Annotated in this window: 18 protein-coding genes; 6 read left to right on the forward strand and 12 right to left on the reverse strand. The window is 63.6% G+C overall.

Going from position 1 to position 20,061, the window contains the following annotated elements:
* Positions 1-462 precede the first annotated feature (462 nt).
* Positions 463-1,503: a cysteine synthase A gene (locus JQ558_RS31905; RefSeq protein WP_212209511.1), complete on the forward strand. Its 1,041-nt coding sequence runs from the start codon at positions 463-465 to the stop codon at positions 1,501-1,503.
* 122 nt (positions 1,504-1,625) lie between these two features.
* Here JQ558_RS31905 and JQ558_RS31910 read toward each other — a convergent pair whose 3' ends face one another.
* The 5 genes from JQ558_RS31910 to JQ558_RS31930 form a co-directional block, all read right to left on the reverse strand.
* Positions 1,626-2,369 (reverse strand): amino acid ABC transporter ATP-binding protein, encoded by a 744-nt coding sequence (locus JQ558_RS31910; RefSeq protein WP_249119262.1) that lies wholly within the window; start codon positions 2,367-2,369, stop codon positions 1,626-1,628.
* A 10-nt stretch (positions 2,370-2,379) separates the two neighbouring features.
* Positions 2,380-3,903 carry an amino acid ABC transporter permease gene (locus JQ558_RS31915; protein WP_212273791.1) on the reverse strand — a complete coding sequence of 508 codons (1,524 nt, stop codon included), beginning with the start codon at positions 3,901-3,903 and terminating at the stop codon, positions 2,380-2,382.
* Positions 3,903-5,105 carry an amino acid ABC transporter permease gene (locus tag JQ558_RS31920; RefSeq protein ID WP_212296273.1) on the reverse strand — a complete coding sequence of 401 codons (1,203 nt, stop codon included), beginning with the start codon at positions 5,103-5,105 and terminating at the stop codon, positions 3,903-3,905. Before JQ558_RS31920 ends, JQ558_RS31915 begins: the two co-directional genes overlap by 1 nt.
* Positions 5,106-5,124: 19 nt before the next feature.
* Positions 5,125-6,141, reverse strand: a complete 1,017-nt coding sequence (locus JQ558_RS31925; protein WP_212209508.1) for an amino acid ABC transporter substrate-binding protein — start codon at positions 6,139-6,141, stop codon at positions 5,125-5,127.
* A gap of 396 nt (positions 6,142-6,537) precedes the next feature.
* Entirely contained in the window at positions 6,538-6,732 is a 195-nt protein-coding gene (locus JQ558_RS31930) for a hypothetical protein (RefSeq protein ID WP_212296274.1), read from the reverse strand.
* A 253-nt stretch (positions 6,733-6,985) separates the two neighbouring features.
* Between JQ558_RS31930 and JQ558_RS31935 the strand changes: the two genes are divergently transcribed.
* From JQ558_RS31935 to JQ558_RS31950, 4 genes are read left to right on the forward strand one after another with little or no spacing between them, the layout of a single operon-like run.
* A complete protein-coding gene (locus tag JQ558_RS31935) occupies positions 6,986-7,333 on the forward strand; it encodes a hypothetical protein (RefSeq protein ID WP_212296275.1) in 348 nt (115 codons plus the stop codon).
* 17 nt (positions 7,334-7,350) lie between these two features.
* Positions 7,351-8,847 carry a type II and III secretion system protein family protein gene (locus tag JQ558_RS31940; protein WP_212209505.1) on the forward strand — a complete coding sequence of 499 codons (1,497 nt, stop codon included), beginning with the start codon at positions 7,351-7,353 and terminating at the stop codon, positions 8,845-8,847.
* Positions 8,848-8,885: 38 nt separating this feature from the next.
* The gene (locus tag JQ558_RS31945) at positions 8,886-9,623 is read left to right on the forward strand and encodes a CpaD family pilus assembly protein (protein ID WP_212209504.1); all 738 of its coding nucleotides are present in this window, start codon (positions 8,886-8,888) and stop codon (positions 9,621-9,623) included.
* The gene (locus tag JQ558_RS31950; RefSeq protein ID WP_212273787.1) at positions 9,620-10,903 is read left to right on the forward strand and encodes an AAA family ATPase; all 1,284 of its coding nucleotides are present in this window, start codon (positions 9,620-9,622) and stop codon (positions 10,901-10,903) included. Before JQ558_RS31945 ends, JQ558_RS31950 begins: the two co-directional genes overlap by 4 nt.
* Positions 10,904-10,956: 53 nt before the next feature.
* Here JQ558_RS31950 and JQ558_RS31955 read toward each other — a convergent pair whose 3' ends face one another.
* Positions 10,957-11,787 carry a tetratricopeptide repeat protein gene (locus JQ558_RS31955; protein WP_212296276.1) on the reverse strand — a complete coding sequence of 277 codons (831 nt, stop codon included), beginning with the start codon at positions 11,785-11,787 and terminating at the stop codon, positions 10,957-10,959.
* 162 nt (positions 11,788-11,949) lie between these two features.
* Positions 11,950-12,198: a PilZ domain-containing protein gene (locus JQ558_RS38210; protein WP_192735824.1), complete on the reverse strand. Its 249-nt coding sequence runs from the start codon at positions 12,196-12,198 to the stop codon at positions 11,950-11,952.
* Between the two features lie 290 nt (positions 12,199-12,488).
* Between JQ558_RS38210 and JQ558_RS31965 the strand changes: the two genes are divergently transcribed.
* A complete protein-coding gene (locus JQ558_RS31965) occupies positions 12,489-14,180 on the forward strand; it encodes a Na/Pi cotransporter family protein (protein ID WP_212273785.1) in 1,692 nt (563 codons plus the stop codon).
* Here the strand turns inward: JQ558_RS31965 and JQ558_RS31970 are convergent.
* The 5 genes from JQ558_RS31970 to pbpC all read right to left on the reverse strand — a co-directional run bounded on the left by JQ558_RS31970 (position 14,177) and on the right by pbpC (position 20,058).
* Positions 14,177-14,515, reverse strand: a complete 339-nt coding sequence (locus JQ558_RS31970; protein ID WP_212209500.1) for a lipid-A-disaccharide synthase N-terminal domain-containing protein — start codon at positions 14,513-14,515, stop codon at positions 14,177-14,179. The genes JQ558_RS31965 and JQ558_RS31970 overlap by 4 nt on opposite strands.
* The gene (locus tag JQ558_RS31975; protein WP_212209499.1) at positions 14,515-15,270 is read right to left on the reverse strand and encodes a glycosyltransferase family 2 protein; all 756 of its coding nucleotides are present in this window, start codon (positions 15,268-15,270) and stop codon (positions 14,515-14,517) included. The genes JQ558_RS31970 and JQ558_RS31975 overlap by 1 nt, the downstream gene beginning before the upstream one ends.
* A gap of 77 nt (positions 15,271-15,347) precedes the next feature.
* Positions 15,348-16,193 (reverse strand): phosphatase PAP2 family protein, encoded by an 846-nt coding sequence (locus JQ558_RS31980; protein WP_212209498.1) that lies wholly within the window; start codon positions 16,191-16,193, stop codon positions 15,348-15,350.
* Position 16,194: 1 nt separating this feature from the next.
* Positions 16,195-17,937 (reverse strand): glycosyltransferase family 39 protein, encoded by a 1,743-nt coding sequence (locus JQ558_RS31985; protein WP_212273782.1) that lies wholly within the window; start codon positions 17,935-17,937, stop codon positions 16,195-16,197.
* Between the two features lie 96 nt (positions 17,938-18,033).
* On the reverse strand, positions 18,034-20,058 hold the full coding sequence (pbpC, locus tag JQ558_RS31990) for a penicillin-binding protein 1C (protein WP_409410613.1): 2,025 nt from the start codon (positions 20,056-20,058) through the stop codon (positions 18,034-18,036).
* Between the last annotated feature and the right edge of the window lie 3 nt (positions 20,059-20,061).

Genomic DNA, 20,061 nt, shown 5'->3' on the forward strand with positions numbered 1-20,061 from the left:
GACCCGCGAAACCTTACGAAGATTTCACGGGTTTTTTCCCCATTCTCACGGCCCAAATCCGTCTGCTCGGGTGAAAACGCGCCTGCAGCCGATTCGAACTACCGGGAACCCCGGCGTAGCCGTCCCTTCGCCGTCCATGATCGCGAATCTTGCGCCGGCGAACACGTCATCATCGACGATGAGAACTTGTCGCCTGCTTCAGCAACCATCGGCAAGTAGTTCGGCGTTCCCGCCATCCGCGAGTGCATTTTCGGGCAAGATTATGCCAAGGCGCTCGCGATCTGGCGAAGCAATTTCCGCAAGCCCTGGCCGAACCAGATGCCGTCAGGGAAATATCGGGGCGCGTCAGGTGGTGTTCGCAAATCCAGATGACCGGCTGCGACTTAAGCGCTGGCTTGTATGCCCGGCGGCGGTCCTTTAGGGTTCGCTCAACGAATAGGCAAAGCAAACCGGCAATTCCAAATGACCTTCAACAAAGACGTCATCGAAGCCATCGGCAACACGCCGCTCATCAAGCTCAAGCGCGCTTCCGAAGCGACCGGCTGCACCATTCTCGGCAAGGCCGAATTCATGAATCCCGGTCAGTCGGTGAAGGACCGCGCCGGCAAATGGATGATCCTCGAAGCCGAGAAGCGCGGCGACCTCAAGCCCGGCGGCCTCGTGGTCGAGTCGACCGCGGGCAACACCGGTATCGGTCTTGCCGTCGTAGCGAGCGCGCGTGGGTACCGGACGATGATCCTGATCCCGGAGACCCAGAGCCAGGAAAAGAAGGACATGCTGCGGCTATGCGGCGCGGAACTGATCGAAGTGCCGCAGCTGCCGTACTCCAATCCGAACAACTACCAGCATGTCGGACGACGGCTCGCCGCGCAGCTGCGTAAGAGCGAGCCGAACGGCGTGCTGTTCGCCGATCAGTGGAACAACCTCGATAACGCCAAGGCGCATTACGAATCGACCGGCCCCGAGATCTGGCAGCAGACCGGCGGCAAGATCGACGGCTTCATCTGCTCGGTCGGCACCGGCGGCACGCTGGCCGGCACCAGCCGCTATCTGAAGGAAAAGCACCCCGGCATCATCAACGCCTGCGCCGATCCGCATGGCTTTGCGATGTACGAGTTGTTCAAGAACGGCACGGCCAAATCGACACCGGGAGACTCGATCACCGAAGGCATCGGGCTCGGCCGCGTCACGCCTGTCATCGAGACCGCGAAGGTCGACGACGCCTTCCTGATCTCGGACGAGGAAGCGGTAAAGGTGATCTACGACCTGACCGAGCACGAGGGCCTCTGCCTCGGCGGCTCCACCGGCGTCAACATCGCGGGCGCGATCCGGCTCGCCAAGCAGCTCGGGCCCGGCAAGACCATCGTCACCATCCTTGCCGATTCCGGCGGCCGCTATCAGTCAAAGCTGTTCAATCCGGCGTTCATGCGCGCCAAGAATTTGCCGGTGCCGGAATGGCTGGAAAAGCGCCCGAAGGTCGATCTGCCGTTTGAGAAGGTGTGAGAGCAGCAAATCTCCAACGTCGTCATGCCCGGCCTTGTGCCGGGCATCCACGTTTTTGTTTCAATTAAGCAGAAGGACGTGGATGGCCGGGTCAAGCCCGGCCATGACGACAGATAGAACTGTCAATGCCGCAAGATCTGGCTGAGGAACAACTTCGTCCGCGCGTGCTGCGGATTTGCGAAGAAGTTTTCCGGCGTGTTGGATTCGATCACCTGGCCGGCGTCCATGAACACGACACGATTGGCGACTTCGCGCGCAAATCCCATTTCGTGGGTGACGACCAGCATGGTCATGCCTTCATTGGCGAGGTCGACCATGGTGTCGAGCACTTCCTTGACCATTTCCGGATCAAGCGCCGAGGTCGGCTCGTCGAACAGCATGACCTTGGGGTTCATGGTCAGCGCGCGGGCGATCGCCACGCGCTGCTGCTGACCGCCTGACATCTGCCCCGGATATTTGTTGGCCTGGTGCGGGATCTTGACCCGCTCCAGGTATTTCATCGCGGTCGCCTCGGCGTCCTTCTTGGGGATATTGCGCACCCAGATCGGCGCCAGCGTGCAGTTCTCCAGCACGGTCAAGTGCGGAAACAGGTTGAAGCTCTGGAACACCATGCCGACTTCACGCCGGACTTCGTCGACACGCCGCAAATTGGGTCCGAGTTCGATCCCCTCGACCACGATCTCGCCTTCCTGGAATTCCTCCAGCGCATTGATGCAGCGGATCAGCGTCGACTTGCCCGAGCCCGAGGGACCGCAAATGACGATGCGCTCGCCCTTGGCGACACCGAGGTTGATGTCACGCAGGACGTGAAAGTCCCCGTACCATTTATTGAGAGCCTTGATGCCGACGATCTGATCTGTGCTCATGGTCATTTACTCAATTGCGGCGATGCGCGTTCAGCCTGTTCTCGACGAACAGCGAATAGCGCGACATGCCAAAGCAGAAGGCGAAGTAGATGATCCCGGTGAACGCAAAGCCGGTGAACAACGTGCTCGGCGTCGCCCAGTTCGGATCGGAAAACGACGCGCGCAACGATCCGAGGAGATCGAACAGCGCGACGATCGAAACCAGCGAGGTGTCCTTGAACAGGCCGATGAAACTGTTGACGAGGCTCGGGATGACGTGGCGCAACGCCTGCGGCATCACGATCAGCCCGGTGGTCTTGGCCCAGGACAGGCCGAGCGCGCTCGCCGCCTCGCCCTGCCCGCGCGGGATCGCCGCCAAGCCGCCGCGGATGTTTTCCGCCTGATAGGCGCCGGTGAACAGCGCGATCCCGATCAGGGCGCGCACCAAACCGTCGATGGTGAACCCGGTCGGGACGAACAGCGGCAACATATAGGTCGCGAAGAACAGCACCGTGATCAGCGGAACACCGCGCCAGAACTCGATGAAGGCGATCGAGAAAATCCGGATCAGCGGTATCGACGAACGCCGGCCGAGCGCTAGCGCGACGCCGATCGGCATCGATGCGACGATACCGGTGACCGCCACCACCAATGTGACCAGCAACCCGCCCCAAAGCCGCGTATCGACCACGGGCAAGCCACCCCGGTCGAGCCCCATGACCGCGATCACGATGCCAATGCCGGCGAAGATCGCAAGGCAGGTGACGAGCGGACGTGAGCCGGCGCGCACGCCTCCGCTCAACCAGAACACCAGGGCGGAGACGATCAGGGTGGTCAATGCGAAGTCCGCCCACAGCGGACTGCCGGAAGCCTGAATCTGGTCGCGCAGCCAGGTCAGCGGCAGCAGCAGCCAGGAAACCATTGTCGAGAGCAGCACGATCAGTTGACCGAGCAGCCACAGCAGCGGTCCGATCAGGGCCGTCGCCCCGCCCGCGGCCGCCAGCTTGCGCCCGCTGTCACCGATGCTGTCGTTGAATCCCGACAAAAGCCCGGCCGTCCAGCTGACCCCGAGGCCGCCCAATCCGCCGCCATGCAGCAGGAAGAAGGCGATGACGGGCAATGCGATGAAGAAAAGTCCGGCGTTGAGGCCTTTGGCGGGCGCCTTGGGAATCAGCAGCGGCAGCAGCAGGATCACGGCCATGAGGAAGACCAGATTGACCCGCCAGCGCTCCGGCTCCGGATAGAAGCCGTAAATGAACTGACCGATTTTCGCCTGAATGAACGGCCAGCAGGCGCCGACCACGTCTCCGGCGTTTTTGGCGAGACACGCGGTGCGGTCGTTGCCGGTCCAGACCGCATCGATCAGCACGAATCTCAGCGCGGGAACGGCGATGAACCAGAGCAGCAGCGCGCTGACGATCGTGATCAGGACGTTGGTCGGCGAATTGAACAGCCGCGTGCGCAGGAAGCCGACAAAGCCGGTGGTCTTGATCGGTGCCGGACGCTCGCCGACGAGTTCCTGGCGGACGAAAACGGATGGTGTGGTCTCGCTCATCACCCCATACTCCGGCCGATACGCCACCCGTAGAAGCTCATGATAGCGCTCGTGACCAGCGAGATCACGAGGTAGACGCCCATGGTGATGCCGATGATTTCGATCGCCTGTCCGGTCTGGCTCAGCGTGGTGCCGGCGAACACCGAGACCAGGTCCGGATAGCCGATCGCCACCGCCAGAGTGGAGTTCTTGGTCAAGTTCAAATACTGGTTGGTCAGCGGCGGCAGGATCACGCGCAAGGCCTGCGGGATCACGATCAGCCGCAGCACCGAGCCGCGCTGCAGCCCAAGCGACGAGCCGGCTTCCATCTGCCCCTTGTGAACCGACAAGATGCCGGCGCGCACGATTTCGGCGATGAAGGCGGCGGTGTAGGTCGACAGCGCCAATGTCAGGGCGACGAATTCCGGAATGACCCGTGAGCCACCGGCGAAGTTGAAGCCCTTCAGGGCCGGTATTTCAAACTTTACGGGCGCGCCGAAGATAAGGGTCACAAGCAGCGGCAGACCGACCACCAGGCCCAGCGCATAGGGCCAGACCTTGATCACCTTGCCGCTCTGGAACAACTGACGCCGGGAATAGCGCCACAACGCGATCGCCGCGACGATCGCGATCAGCAGCGCGAGGACGAACGGTTCGAAACCCGGCTCGCCGATCGGCTTGGGGATTACCAAGCCGCGATTGCTGAGAAAGAAGGTGTCGAGCACCGAAATGCTCTGCCTTGGATTGGGCAGCGCAGCGAGCACCGCCAGATACCAGAACAGGATCTGGAACAGCAGCGGCAGGTTGCGGATCAGTTCGACATAGCCGCCGGCCATGCGCGACAGCAGCCAGTTCGGCGACAGGCGGCCGAGCGCCACCAAAAAACCAATCACGGTGGCGAAGAAAATGCCGATCACCGAGACCAGCAGGGTGTTGAGCAGGCCGACCAGGAAAACGCGGATGTAGTTGTCGGAGCCTGAATACGCAATCAGGTTCTGGCTGACGTCAAAACCTGCCGTGTTGACCATGAAGCCGAAGCCCGCGGTGATCCGCTGCGCCTGCAGATTGGCGCGGGCATTGGCGACGATCTCGTAGGCGATCCAGGCCAGTACGGCGACGAACACGAGCTGGATGACGAAACCGCTCCAGCCCGCGCTGCCACCGAGCGCCCTCTGCAGTTTGGGAACCAACTGCGACGGTGGTTTTCGGGGTTCGATGGCCATCGCCGCAGCCCTCCGCCGATCAGCGGATCGGCGGCGCGTACTGGATACCCCCCTTGCTCCAGAGCGCGTTGATGCCGCGGGCAATGCCAAGCTTGGAGCCAGCGCCGACGTTGCGCTCAAATGACTCGCCGTAATTGCCGACGGCCTTCACGATCCGCGAGACCCAATCCTTGGTCAGGCCGAGCTGTTCGCCAAGGTTGCCGTCGGTGCCGAATACCCGCTTCATCTCCGGCTTGTCCGATTTCGCCATCTCATCGGCGTTCTTCTGGGTGATGCCCAGCTCTTCCGCGGTGATCATCGCGTAGAGCGTCCATTTCACGATGTCTGCCCACTGGTCGTCGCCATGGCGCACCATCGGGCCGAGCGGCTCTTTCGAGATCACTTCCGGCAGCACGACATGATCGGCCGGGCTCGCGAGTTTCAAACGATCGGCATAAAGGCCGGACACGTCTGTCGTGAAGACGTCGCAGCGTCCGGACTCATAGGCCTTGACGGCCTCGTCGTTGGTACCGAATGCGATCACCTCGTACTTCATGTTGTTGCCCTTGAAGTAGTCGGCGAGATTCTGCTCGGTGGTGGTGCCTTGCTGCACGCAGACCGACGCGCTGTTCAATTCCAGCGCGGAATTCACCTTCAGCGCCTTCTTCACCATGAAGCCCTGGCCGTCATAATAGGTCACGCCGGTGAAATTGGCGCCGAGCGAAGTATCGCGCGACAGCGTCCAGGTGGTGTTGCGCGACAGCACGTCGATTTCGCCGGACTGCAGCGCGGTGAAGCGATCCTTGGCCGACAGCGGCACGAACTTGATCTTGCTCGGATCGTTGAAGACCGCAGCTGAGATCGCGCGGCAGATGTCAACGTCGAGGCCGGTCCAGTTGCCCTTGTCGTCCGGAGACGAGAACCCCGGCAATCCCTGGCTGACGCCGCAGGAAAGCATGCCACGGTCCTTGACCGTTTTGAGGGTTTGCGCCGAGGCAGCCTGGACCGAAAGACCGGAGGCAACGGCAAGGGTGAGAACCAGGGATACGCGTTTCATGGGCAAGGCCTTTCAGGGGTCGTGCGGGAACGTTGGCTTGTCGTCCTCGAACGCTGTTGGGCCAACCCGATGATCCCCCACCGAAAAAAGCGCCAATCTGACCCGGCAGTTTGACACGCAATACGGTCGGACAGGGATCGAAGGTCGCGGCAGGCCCCTCAACGTGCGGCGACTGGTAGTTGTGCCGTATCACAATCCGACTGGCGAGCCGGGTCAAGGGGTTGACGGCCGACTTCTGTATTCTGTGAGTAACTAAACCGGCCCCGACCCGGCAGGCCGGCGGTGTTTTGGCTATCTGTCATGGCTGCGGCAAAACGTCTTTGATGGCGCAAACGCCTTGGTTGTTCGAACGCTCGCCCGTCCAACCCGCAAAAATCCTAAACCGGACCGGTCACATCAGGCCGCGACGCCAAAGCCCGGGCGGGCTGTGCGAGCCTCGTCATTCCCTGCGACAGCTATCGCCCGGCGCCGGGCGGCCTGACGTTGCGGCTTCACATCGAGCTCGAGAATGTCGATGACCTCAAGCCCGATCTCGACCGGCGCTTCACGGCGTTGAAAGGCGCCAGCCAGCGCCGCGATTTCTGCAGACAATCTCCGCGATCCGCTGCTGCACAGCGGCGGATGCAGCGCGGGCCGCAATGGTCTTATCCGTAGAAATCCGGATTTTTGCAGGCGCGGACACTAACCGCGCGTTCACCATGACGGCGAATCCCGCCGGTCTCGCCACCAAATCATTCACCCCTCAAGTTCCCTTATACCATTGCCCCGTTAGTCATGCCGGGTGGGACGGCCGTCGACGCCATGCGGATGATGGCGCCCAGCGTAAGAGTAGACAGTAAAGCGTATGAATGCTGCCCGTATCGTAGTTCCAGCCATCGCTCTCAGGGGCTGCGTTTCGGCTTATCCCGCGCGCGGATCGGACGAGAAGCCCGCCGCTGCCGAGCCGGTCGCGCAGCTGCCGACCACGGAGCTTCTCGTCGCCAAATCCGGCTCGATCGCGTGTGCCCCCTTCATCGCGGGTGAACCGATCCGATCGGAAATCATCCTGACCAACATCCGCGTGCTGGCGATCGACCAGGCCCCCAAGAAAAAAGAGGGCAGGAACGCGCTGGTCGGCAAGGCCCCGAAGCGGGGCTCAAGCATCAACGTGGTTCGCTACAGCATTGCGAGCCAATCGACGGCACAGAAGTGACCGAAAGGACGCGGGGAATGAAGTTCGGGGGTAATCAGTCAGCGATGCGGACGGCTGCGGTCGGGGCCTTGTTGTTTTCGGCCATCGCCACGCTGGCGCTCAGCCCGTTGGCATCTGTCGTGGCGGCCGAGCTCGACAGGGAGCTGGCCAGGGAGCTGTCCAGGGATTCGGGCAACGATCCCGTGACGACTTCTGCCATCGGCCCGGTCAAGCAACGCTTCCTCTCCCTTGGCGTCGGCAAGTCCGTGGTGGTCGACCTGCCGCGCGACGTGAAGGATGTACTTGTCGCCGATCCAAAGATCGCCAACGCCGTCATTCGTTCGGCGCAGCGCGCCTATATCATCGGCGCAGCGGTCGGCCAGACCAACGTGGTGTTCTTCGATGCCGACGGCCAGCAGGTCGGCTCCTACGACATCGCGGTCAAGCGCGACCTCAACGGTGTGCGGGCGGCGCTCCGGCAAACGCTGCCGGGGATCAATATCGAAGGCGTCGGTGAAGGCGTCATCCTGACCGGCTCGGTATCGAGCCCGATCGAGGCCCAGCAGGCCGGCGACCTCGCCGCGCGGCTGGTCGGCAGTGCCGACAAGGTCGTCAATTCCATCGCCGTCCGCGGCCGCGACCAGGTGATGCTGAAGGTCAACGTTTCCGAAGTGCGACGCGACATCATCAAGCAGATGGGCGTCGATCTCAGTGCCAGCATGAATTACGGCACCGCCGTCGTGAACTTCAACAACAACAATCCCTTCACCGCCTACGGCCGTCCGCTGGTGTCTGACAATGGCCTCGCCGCCTCGAGCATCCTCAAGGGGCTGCCGACGGTCACCGCGACCATGCGCGCGATGGAATCCGCCGGCGTGGTCCGCACGCTGGCAGAACCGAACCTGACGGCGATATCAGGCGAGTCCGCGACCTTCATCGCCGGCGGCGAATTTCCGATTCCCGCAGGTTATTCCTGCGATCCCGTCACGCATATCTGTACGACGCAGATCCTGTACAAGAAATTCGGCATCTCGCTGAACTTCACGCCCGTCGTGCTGAGCGAAGGACGGATCAGCCTGCGGGTGATGACCGAAGTCTCCGAACTGTCGACCGACAATGCCATCACCCTGAACCAGAACGGCGCTGCACTGACGATTCCCTCGATCAGGACCCGCCGCGCCGAGACCACGCTGGAAATCCCCTCCGGTGGTTCGATGGCGATGGCCGGCCTGATCCAGCAGCAGACCAAGCAGGCGGTCAACGGATTGCCAGGCGTCAACCAGCTCCCGATCCTGGGCGCCCTCTTCCGCAGCCAGGACTTCGTCAACAACGAGACCGAATTGATGGTTCTCGTCACGCCCTATGTGGTCCGCGCGGTTGCCCAGAAGGAATTGTCCCGCCCCGATGACGGGTTTGCACCGGCGTCCGATTCCCAATCGACGCTGCTGGCCCGCATCAACCGGATCTACGGCCTTGCCGCCCGCGTCGGGCCGGTCGGCGCCTATGAGGGCAATTTCGGCTTCATCATTGACTGAGACGGCGCGGCTCCACGGAGGGGGATGAGGACAGAACGATGACAACCCAAACGAAGGTCGATCGCCGTCACAGCTGGCGACTGCTCGGCGCACTGGTCGGCCTGTCCGCTGCGCTGGGGGCCTGCCAGCAGACCGGCGAGATCGTGACCGCGACCGTTCCCACCGATTACCGTCAGCGGCATCCGATCGCCGTTCAGGAAGTTAACCGCTCGATCGTCATTTTCGTCGGGCACGCCCGCGGCGGCCTCTCGGCCCCGCAGCGCAACGACGTCATGGGACTGGCCCAGACCTGGGCCCGCGAAGGCACCGGCGCGATCATCGCCGACGTGCCGGTCAACACCGCCAATGCCCGCGCGGCCGAGGCAACGTACCAGGAAATCCGCGCGATGCTGACCGCAGGCGGCGTGCCGTCAAGCGCGATCAGGCTGCGTCATTATCAACCGGATAGCCCGCAAACGCTTCCGACCATCAGGCTAATCTATCCGAAGATCTCCGCGGTGGCCGGCCCCTGCGGCCTGTGGCCGGAGGACCTCGGTCCCAACATCTACGACACCGGTTACAATGAAAACCGGCCGTACCACAATTTTGGTTGCGCCACCCAACGCAACCTCGCCGCCATGATCGACAACCCGGCGGACCTCGAGCAGCCGCGGCCCGAAACCCCCGCCTACACGATGCGGCGCAACGCGGCCTTCGACAAATACCGCAAGGGTGTATCGACCACGACCACCTATCCCGAATCCGAAAAAGCCAAACTGAGCGATACAGGTAAATGATCAGCCGGTCCCGAAAAGACTCTGAAGAAGAGCACGGCCTTACGCCGCCCGCCGATGAATATATTTCGCCGGCGCCGCGCGTGTCGGTGCAGGCCTTTTGCGCAACGGTTGCGACTGCCGCAACGGTGCGATCAGCCAGCGAAGACCGTCGCCTCGGCAAGGTTCATCTGTCCGTTCATATGGGCGGCATCGCGGCCGCCATCGATGCCTATCACAAGGCCCCGACGCCGAACGTGATCATGCTGGAAACCGAAGGCTCCAGCGACATGCTCGACGGTCTCGACGAACTCGCCACCGTCTGCGACGCCGGCACAAGGGTCGTCGTGATCGGCAGCGCCACCGATGTCACGCCCTATCGCGAACTGGTGCGGCGCGGCGTCAGCGACTACGTGGTCGGGCCGGTCGAAACCCTCGATGTGGTGCGCGCGATCTGCAGCCTGTTTTCCTCGTCCGAAGCCGTCGCAGTCGGCCGGATCGTTGCCGTGGTCGGCGCCAAGGGCGGCGTCGGTTCATCCACGGTGGCGCACAATGTGGCCTGGGCGATCGCACGCGACCTGGCGCTGGATTCCGTCGTGATCGACCTCGATCTGGCGTTCGGCACCGCCGGCCTCGACTACAACCAGGACCCGATACAGGGCATCGCCAACGCGCTATTCCAGCAGGATCGGCCCGACAGCGCGCTGATGGAGCGCCTGCTCGCGAAATGCTCCGAGCGTCTCAGCCTGCTGGCGGCCCCCGCGACGCTCGAACAGGTCTACGATTTCGGTGCGGACGCCTTCGATGCGATCTTCGATACGCTGCGCATGACCACTCCCTGCATCGTGCTCGATGTCCCGCATCAATGGTCGGCGTGGACCAAGCGCGCGCTGGTCGGCGCGGACGATATTCTGATCGTTGCCGAGCCTGATCTCGCCAACATGCGCAATGCCAAGAACATGCTGAACGTGCTCAAGGCAGCCCGGCCCAACGACCGGCCACCGCTCTATTGTCTCAACCAGGTCGGCATGCACAAGCGCCCGGAGATCACCCCGCGCGAATTCGCCAAGGCGATCGAGAGCCAGCCGATTGCGACTATCCCGTTCGATTCAAGGATGTTCGGCATGGCGGCCAATAACGGCCAGATGATCCAGCAAATCTCCGCCGGTCATCGCACCACCACGATGTTCTTGCAGATGGCGCAACGCCTGACAGGCCACGCCGTGACCAAGCGATCACGCGGTTCGCTGCTCGGGCCGATCATGCCGATCATCAACAAATTGCGCGCCGGCGGCCGCCGCTGAAGGCGCGGCGGGGCAACGGGACGGGCGCACGCCTTTCGCCCGTTCGGCCGAGGTCAATTCGAGCGCCCGGACGCAGCGCCCGGCATCCTGCCGCCCATCTCGGCGCGCGCATTCTCCTTGCGCGACAGCATGAGCTTCAACTGCGCGACGTTGGCGGCCGCTTCTTCGGGCGGAAGGTCGGCCTTCGCGATCTTTTCAGCCTCGGCCGGGTTGCCGCGCAGACCGACCACCAGCGCCAGATTGGCCCGCACGCGCGCATCATTGCCCGCACGGCTATGGGCGCGGCGCAACGTCTCCTCCGCCTTCGGCAGGTCTTTTGAAAGCACGTAAGACAGGCCGAGATTGGACAGCACCGACGGTTGGTCGGGCGTGATCCTCAGCGCGCTCGAATAATACTGCCGCGCTTCCTCGAACCGGCCGAGCTGATCGAGCACCGCACCTTGCGCGGAGAGTATCCGCCAATCCGGGTTGTCGGGGGTGTGGGCGCGGCCGAGCACGTCGAAGGCCTGCTGAAAATTGCCATTGTCAGCGAGCGCCCGGCCGTAGCCGGCGAGCAGCGCCTTGTTGCTGGAATGGGCGATGGTCGCCTGCTCCAGCACCGCGACCGCCTGCGACTTCTGTCCGGTGGCGCGCAACGCCTTGCCGTATTGCAGGGCCGCGTCGGCATCCTTCGTGTTGGCGCGATAGCGCGCCTCGAAAACCTCCAGGTCGCGGCGCGGGTCGGCGGTGCGGCTGGTTTCGGCTTTCTCACCGAGCGAGCCAGTGATATCCGACGACGTTACCGCGGTCTGGCAGCCGCTAAGCCCCAGCGCGAGAATCGCCGCGGATGATGTACACGCAAGAAGTCGCGCGAATTCAGATGGTTGGAAGAATTTCTGGAACATTTACTGGACCCGCGTCGGCGACTGTCCAGAATGCTCACAGCTTAACCCTAAATTCGGGTTAAGCAGGCCGCCTTTACGGTAATGGGCGGCCGCAATGGCCTGTTTAGCATCGGCCACGCGGCTGTGGGCGGGCTCTGATCCCGGCCTCGCCGCATTCTCGTACTAGTCGACGAATTGAGCGCCGAGTTCGCAGCCGATCCGCCATGCGAGCTTGCACTGGCGTGGCCGCTGACCGGTCGAGAAAATCACGGTGAACTCGGGGGGAATCTCCGGGTATTCGGCGATTATCTTCACTCCGCCGTCCGACACGTCCGTGATCATGCAGTCGCGCGGCAACCCGCCGGTCCCAAACTGTATCTTCGCAAAGTTTCTGCACACACGACGTTCGCTTCTGCGGCGATTCGCTAACATCTTTGCCCCTGGCCCTGATCGAGAAAGTTGGTGTCTCTCGTTTACAGAAGAATTGTTGGAATTGGCCTAGCGGAACCGATCGCAATGTAATCGAAATGTAGCGGTTGTTTTCCAGCTCCGCTTACCCTGCGCTTATGCTGACACGCTCGCGATCGATCGCTGCCTTTGGCTCTTGCCGGCACGTGCTCTGCCTGCGGCCACGCAAGCAATTTTCGGCAAATTAAAGGGTTGATCCGCGGCCTTTTGGCGATAGCCTGAACTTTCGACTCGCGCTGCCGGAAGCTATTCGCATGGGAACCGTCGTACTTCTCGACCTGATGGGTGGCGTTGCGCTGCTGCTGTGGGGCCTGCACATGGTCCACAGCGGAATCCTGCGCGCGTTCGGCCCTGACCTGCGTCAATTGCTGGCGAAGGGGCTCAACAACCGCTTCACCGCCTTTGCGGCGGGCCTCGGTCTGACGGCGCTGCTCCAGAGCAGCACCGCGACGGCGCTGATCACAAGCTCGTTCACGTCGGAAGGCCTGGTCAGCTTGGTGCCGGCGCTTGCCATCATGCTCGGCGCCAATGTCGGCACTACGCTGATCGTGCAGATCCTGTCGTTCAAAATCGCCGCCGTCGCCCCCGTCCTGTTCATCATCGGTCTGGTCGCCTTCCGCACCGGGCCGCGCTCGCGCATCAAGGATATCGGCCGCGTCTCGATCGGACTTGGGCTGATGCTGCTGGCGCTGCACATCCTGCTCGACACGCTGGCGCCGGCCGAAAACGCACCGGGCATGCGTGTGTTCATGAACGCCATCACCGGCGATCCCGTGCTCTGCATCGTCGTCGGTGCCGTCGTTACCTGGGTGGTGCATTCCAGCGTCGCCAGCGTGCTGCTGGTGATGTCGCTGGCATTTGCGCACTTCATTACACCCGTAGCGGCGTTGGCGCTGGTGCTCGGTGCCAACCTTGGCAGCGCGATCAATCCGATTGTCGAAGGCGCCCGCCGCGACAACCCCGCCAGCTACCGCCTGCCGCTGGGTAATCTTGCCAACCGGATGATCGGCATCGCCCTGGTGGCGCCGTTTCTGAACCCGATCGCGGAGCTGTTGCAGTCGTGGCAGCCGGACCCCGCCAAGGCCACGGCCCAATTCCACATCGCGTTCAACGTCGTGACTGCGATCGTCTTCATCGGCCTGCTCGACGGCATGGCGCGGCTGTTGAAAAAGCTGCTGCCGACGCGCGTCCGGGAGACCGACCCGCTCCGGCCGCGCTATCTCGACGAGAGCGCGCTGGAGACCCCTTCTTTGGCGCTCGCGGATGCCGCGCGCGAAACCCTGCATATGGGCGACCATGTCGAGGTCATGCTGCGCAAGGTGATGGCGGCGATGATGACCAACGACCGGGCGCTGGTCGACCAGGTCTCGCAGATGGACAACAGCGTCGACAGCCTCGACGAGGCGATCAAGCTCTATGTCACCAAGCTCACCCGCGGCAGCCTCGACGAGCGCGAGGGACAGCGCGCGATGGAGATCGTGTCCTTCGCCATCAACCTCGAACATATCGGCGACATCATCGACAAGAATTTGAGCGAGCTTGCGACCAAGAAGATCAAGCGCCGGTTCCAGTTCTCGGCCGAGGGCGCCGAAGAGCTTTCGGCCTTCCACAAGCGCACGATGGATTCGCTGCGGATCGCGTTCGGCGTCTTCATGTCCGGCGACGTCAATGAGGCCCGCAAGCTGCTGGCCGAGAAGGCCGCGCTACGCAACACCGAGCTTGCCGCCACCGAGCGGCATCTCGACCGGCTGCGCGAGGGCCGGCCCGAGACCATCGAGACCACCTCGCTGCATCTCGATGTGCTGCGCGATCTCCGGCGGATTCACTCCCATATCTGCTCGGTCGCCTACCCCGTGCTCGATGCCGCCGGTGAACTGGCGGCCTATCGTGCTACCGAAAGCGACATGGCGGCGCTGCCCGCACCGGCCGCGGGACGCAGCGGTTAGCGATCCAGCGTCTTCGACGCGCTGGCGCGGTTCTTCACGATCAGCATGATGTTTCGGATGTAGATGATGGTGGCCAGTGACTGGCCGATGATGATGACGGGTTCGCGTTTGGCGATGCCGTAGACCAGCGTCATCATCCCGCCGCCCATCGAGAAGAACCAGAACGCCATCGGCACCACGCTTTGCCCGACGCGCTCGCTCGAGATCCACTGCACCAGGAAGCGCGCGGTGAAGAACAATTGCGCGACCAGGCCGAACGCCAGCCAGAAATCGAACTTCGCGACGAAGACGTCGTAAAGATAGTCGCCGAGCGCCTGCCCGTATTGAATCAGCATCAGGTCACCTCGGTCGCAACGGGCGTCGACTTCTTGCGGCGGATCAACCACCAGACGCCGGCCAGATCCATAATCCCGATCCATAGCCGGTCAAAGAAGCCGTAATTTGATACGCCGGAATGGCGCGGGCGGTCGATCACATCGACGTAAGCAATGCCAAAACCTTCACGGCGCACCAGCGCGGGGAGGAAACGATGCAGGCCGTCGAAATAAGGCATCGACAGGAATACCTCGCGCGGAAATGCCTTCAGCCCGCACCCGGTGTCGCGGGTGCCGTCGCGCAAGATCCCGTTGCGCACGGCATTGGCGATCCGCGACTGCATTTTCTTGAAACCGGTGTCCTTGCGTCCGACCCGCTGGCCCGCGGCAAGGCCGATGCGGCCGCCGCCGCTCTCGACCGCCGAAATCAGATCCGGCAGAAACGCCGGATTGTTCTGTCCGTCGCCGTCGAGTGTCGCCACAATGGCGCCGCGCGCCGCACGAACGCCGCTGCGCACCGCCGCCGATTGTCCGGAGGATTTTTCATGCCGGAGCTGCCGGAGATTGCCGTGCACCTTCATCAGCGCTTTGAGGCACTCGGCGGTGGAATCGGTCGAGCCGTCATTGACATAGATGATCTCATAGGCCCAACGGCCATCCAGCGCGGCCGTGATTTCCGCAATCAGCGGCGCGACGTTGTCGGCCTCGTTGCGCACGGGCACAACGATGGAAACGGCGACCGCGGCTTGGTCGGAAGAGGGCAAATCTGTACTCATCGGTTGGGCTGGGGTTCGAACGGCTTGCTGGACCTGAAACCGGAACCGGTTCCGTCAGGCCTTCGCGGCGTCCGCTTTTATGGGGCGAATGCGCCCCGGGCAACCCTTTTGAGGCGTCCCGAGGAGGGCCCAACCAATGGCAGAATTGTGCCGTCGCGGTGGATTGCAAAGCCGAGCCGCCGCGCCGCGAACCAGTAGCGCACGAACATCGCGCCGATGATGCCGACCAGCGCGCCCGCAACCACGTCGCTGGGATGATGGGCCAACAGCACCAGACGGGTTGCGCAGATGACGAGGGCGTAGACGAACATCGTGATCCGCGCCTGCGGCCACAACGCCGACACGGCAAAGGCCAGCGCGAAAGCGCAGGTCGCATGGCCCGAGGGGAAGCTTGAATACGCCCCTGTTCCGTTGAAGTGCGAGAAATGGAACACGTTGCCTTCGCCGCCGACGAACGGCCGGCCGCGTCCGACGCCCCATTTGATCAGTTCGGTAACCAGCGCGGACACCATCACCGCGCAGAACAAGAACTGTAAACGCGTGCCGAGACCGAGCAACAGGGAGCGCTGAATGCCCCTGAACGCGGGTGCTGCTATCGCAACCAGGATCAACAGCGCGCCCAGCGCCGCCAGCACATATTCGTCCTTGCCGAAATCGGTGACGATGCGCATCCACCACAGCGAGGGCGTGCCCCGCTTCGGCATCTGGCCGATCTCCCAGGCATCGAGCACGAACATCAACGCGATGATGGCGGCGCCAAGGCCGGCCGACAGCAGCAATGCGTGACGCGCCGCCCGGCGGCCCGCCTCGGCCCGCCGCGAGTGCGACGGCGTGCGCACGAGCTGGGCCAGCGAGCGCCACCCCAGCACCACAAAGCGCGAAAGATAGTTTTGGGATTCGGCGATGACGGTCGGCGCTGGCATCTTATTCGGTGCCTTCGGAGCGGAAGATTGCGATTGAAACCGCCTTGCCCTGCGAGATGTTATAACCCTCGACACGCGTCGCCACGTTATAGCGCAGCCCGATCGCTTCGGCGCGCTGGACAAAACCGCGCTCCGAGCGCGATTCCACCAACGCAAAGCGGCAAGTGCCCTGCCCCAGGAAATCCGCCGCGCCCGATCCGTCGGTCAACAGCGTACTGGTTCCGGTCATGAAGACGAGACTGGGCTCGTGGAAACCGGCAGCCGCGGCCTTCGGCCCGACGCAGACGACGTTGCGCAGCGCGCGCGCAATGCCTGCGCTCGGAAACAGCGTCGTCAGCGACGGCATCACGATGCCATAGACGGCGATCGCCAGGCACATCGCTGCGATCACGGCATGCAACAGCGAGCGCTCGGCGCGGCTTTCCTCAAACAGCCACCACGCGATCAGGCCGAAGATCATGGCCGCCGCCAGCACCGGCCAGGCCGGAAAAACCGGCTGATGCGTCAGCTTGATCGCCGCAACAATCGCGATCACGGCCGTAATCGCGGGGATCGCAAACCACCAGGCCGCGCCGCGCCTCAGCCAGGAGCGCGACAACACGCGGCGCTCCAGGGCGCCGACGGTCAGGATGGCGATGGCGGGATACAGCGGCAGCACGTAGTGCGGAAGCTTGGTCATCACCAGTTCGAACACGATCCATGACGGCACCAGCCAGGCCAGCAGATACTGCGCGCCGGGTTCGCGCCGGGCCCGCCATACCGCCGGAGCCGCCATCCCCGCCAGCGGCGCACCGGGCCAGAACGTGACCCAGAACAGCAGCAGATACAGGCCGGGTGGCGCGCCATGAGACTCCTGCGCGGCGAGCTTGCTCAGCATGTCGCCGCCGAGCGAATTGGTGAAGAATGCATCGCCCGCGCGCCAGAAAATCGCGACAAACCACGGCAGCACCAGCACCAGCGTCCACATCAGGCCCCAGACCGGGCGCATGCGCCAGAGCCAGACCGCCGAGCGGTCGAGGATCGCCAGCGCCGCGATGGTCAATCCCACGAACATCAGGATCAACGGGCCCTTGAGCAGGATGCCGCCGGCCAGTGCGGTCCAGAAAATCGCGGGCGAACTCCACGGCGGACGTGCCGGATCCTCGCCGCGCTGCCAGGACAGATAGACCCGCGCCATCGCGCCCATCGCGGCGGTGACTGACAGCAGCAGCATCGCATCGGTCTTGGCGAGCCGCGCTTCGGCGCCGAGCAAGACACAGCTGCACATCATCAACGCCGCCAGCGCGGCGCCGCTCCGGGTCACAAAGGCGAGCGCCGTCCAGTAGGTCAGCAGGACCGCGCCGATCGCGCCAATCAAGGAGGGAACGCGATAGAGCCAGATGCGCAATTCCGCCCGCGGCAGGCCGAGCTTTGAGGCAGTTTCGACCACCGCGGCCTGCATCCAGTAAATGCCGACCGGCTTCTTGTAGCGGACGTCATCCTGAAAGCGGATGTCAACATATTCGTCGCTTTCGACCATTTGCTTGGTCGCCTGCGCGAACCGCGCCTCATCGCGGTCGATGGCCGGAATCGTGAAGAAACCGGGCACGAAAAGCACGATGGCGCACAGCGTGAGGAAGATGATCGCGCGGAAATGGCTGGCCGTGGCGAAGTCAAACGCGGCGAGCAGCCTGCGGCTGGAATTCGCAGGTTTCACAGACTGTTGGCCTGCTCCAAATCGCCGGGGTTGCACGGTTTCAACCATCTTGTTCGCATACGATGAAACCGCACTGCAAACAACACCGCAGTTCCCGCTATCCGGCGGTGTCCCCGGCCCCCTGATCGGTCAAATTGTACCTGTTCATTGTACCCGGATCACCACGGTGTCGGCGGCGCCGGTCGCGTCGATCACCGTGAGGCGTGCAAAGCCGGGCCCGGGCGGCTCGACCAGGCGCTGACGCCGGCTGCCGATCTCGCCGACCGCGATACCGTTCACCAGCATGGTCAGCGGCAGCACGCCGCCGGCGACCTTGACCGGCATCGCCGAGAACTGCCCGTCGTTGGAACGGTCGACGTCGATCCGCGAACCATTCAGCGGAAACTGGATGCGCGGCGCCTGATCGCTGCCGGTGCGGACCAACTCGCCGACGGGGCGGAAACGCCGCAGCGGCACCGGAAGCTTGGCATTGCCAGCGATCAGCGCGCCCTTCGGCGGCTTCGGCAATGCCGCAACGATCTTTCCGGTGCGGGCGAAGGCGTCGAACAGGATCGGTGCGGCAGCGGTACGGCCGGCCAGCCCGGCCACCGGCGCGCCGTCGGGACGCCCAACCCATACGCCGATGGTGATGCGGCCGTCGAAGCCGACCGACCAGGCATCGCGATAGCCGTAGCTGGTGCCGGTCTTGAAGGCGATCCGGTTATGCACGCCGTTTTCCGGTGGCGGCGTGCCGATCAGGACGTTGCCGACCTGCCAGGCCGCGGCCTGATCCATCAGCCGCATCGGATCGCGCTCGTCTTTGGCGATCATGATTTCGCGCAGGGGCTTGGTGGTGCCGAGGCGCGCCAGCCCCGCATAGAGCTGCGCCAGATCCTGCAGGGTCACGCCGACGCCGCCGAGGCCCATGGCAAGGCCCGGCGCTTCATCCTTCGGCAGCACCAGATTGCCGCCGGCCTGCTTCAGCCGCGACGACAGCCGGCTGGAGCCGACTCGGTCGAGCAGCGCGATCGCCGGCACGTTGAGGGACAATTGCAGCGCCTTGCGTACGGGGACCGTGCCCTGAAACGTCATGTCGAAATTTTCGGGCGCGTAGGAGCCGAACCGAATCGGACGATCGTCGATCAGGCTCTCCGGATGCACAAAGCCATCTTCGAAGGCGAGACCGTAGATGAAGGGCTTCAGCGTCGATCCCGGCGAGCGCACCGCGCGGGTCATGTCGACCTGCCCGGCCCGCCGCTCGTCGAAATAATCCGATGAGCCGACCCGCGCCAATACGTCGCCGCTTTCATTGTCGACCGCGATCATGGCGACCGAAATGTTCGGCCCCTGCGCAATCGCGCGGTCGCGCGCCAGCGCTTCAAGCGTCTTCTGCAGGCTCGAATCCAGCGTCAGCTTGATGACCGGCGAATCCCTCACGGTCGCCATCGACTGGTCGGCGGAATGCGGCGCCAGGATCGGCATCGGCTTGCGCAGCCGGGGCACGGTGACGGCCTTGGCCTGAACCGCGTCGTCTTCGGTTACGCGCTGCTCATTCACCATGCGTTCAAGCACGCGATCGCGCGCGGCGCGGGCGACCTCGGGATGGCGGTCGAGGCGGCGCGTCTCCGGCGATTGCGGCAGCGCCACCAGAAGCGCCGCCTCCGCCAGCGACAGCCGCTTCGGTTCCTTGCCGAAATAGGCGATCGACGCGGCGCGGACGCCCTCCAGATTGCCGCCGAACGGCGCCAGCGCCAGATAGAGATCGAGTATCTGGTCCTTGTTCAGTTGCCGCTCGATCTGGATCGCACGCACCATCTGGCGCAGCTTGGCGTACACCGAACGCTCGCGCCGCGGCTCCATCAGCCGCGCCAATTGCATCGTGATCGTCGAACCGCCGGACACGATGTGGCCGCGCGTGATCAGCTGAAGCGCCGCGCGGCCGAGCGCCAGCGGATCGACGCCGCGATGCGAGTGGAAGCGGCGGTCTTCATACGCCAGCAGCAGCTTGAGATAGCCGGGATCGACGCCGGTTTTGGCATCGACTGGCAACCGCCAGCGGCCGTCGGCCATCGCATAGGCGCGCAGCAATTTGCCGTTGCGGTCGATGATCGAGGTCGAGACCTTGCGCGCCTGCTCCAGCGGCAGCGGGCCGAGCGAGGCGACCCAGCCGGCGAACGCGCCGACCGTCATCAG

The sequence above is a fragment of the Bradyrhizobium sp. AUGA SZCCT0160 genome (genome assembly GCF_018130105.1).
Lineage (GTDB): Bacteria > Pseudomonadota > Alphaproteobacteria > Rhizobiales > Xanthobacteraceae > Bradyrhizobium.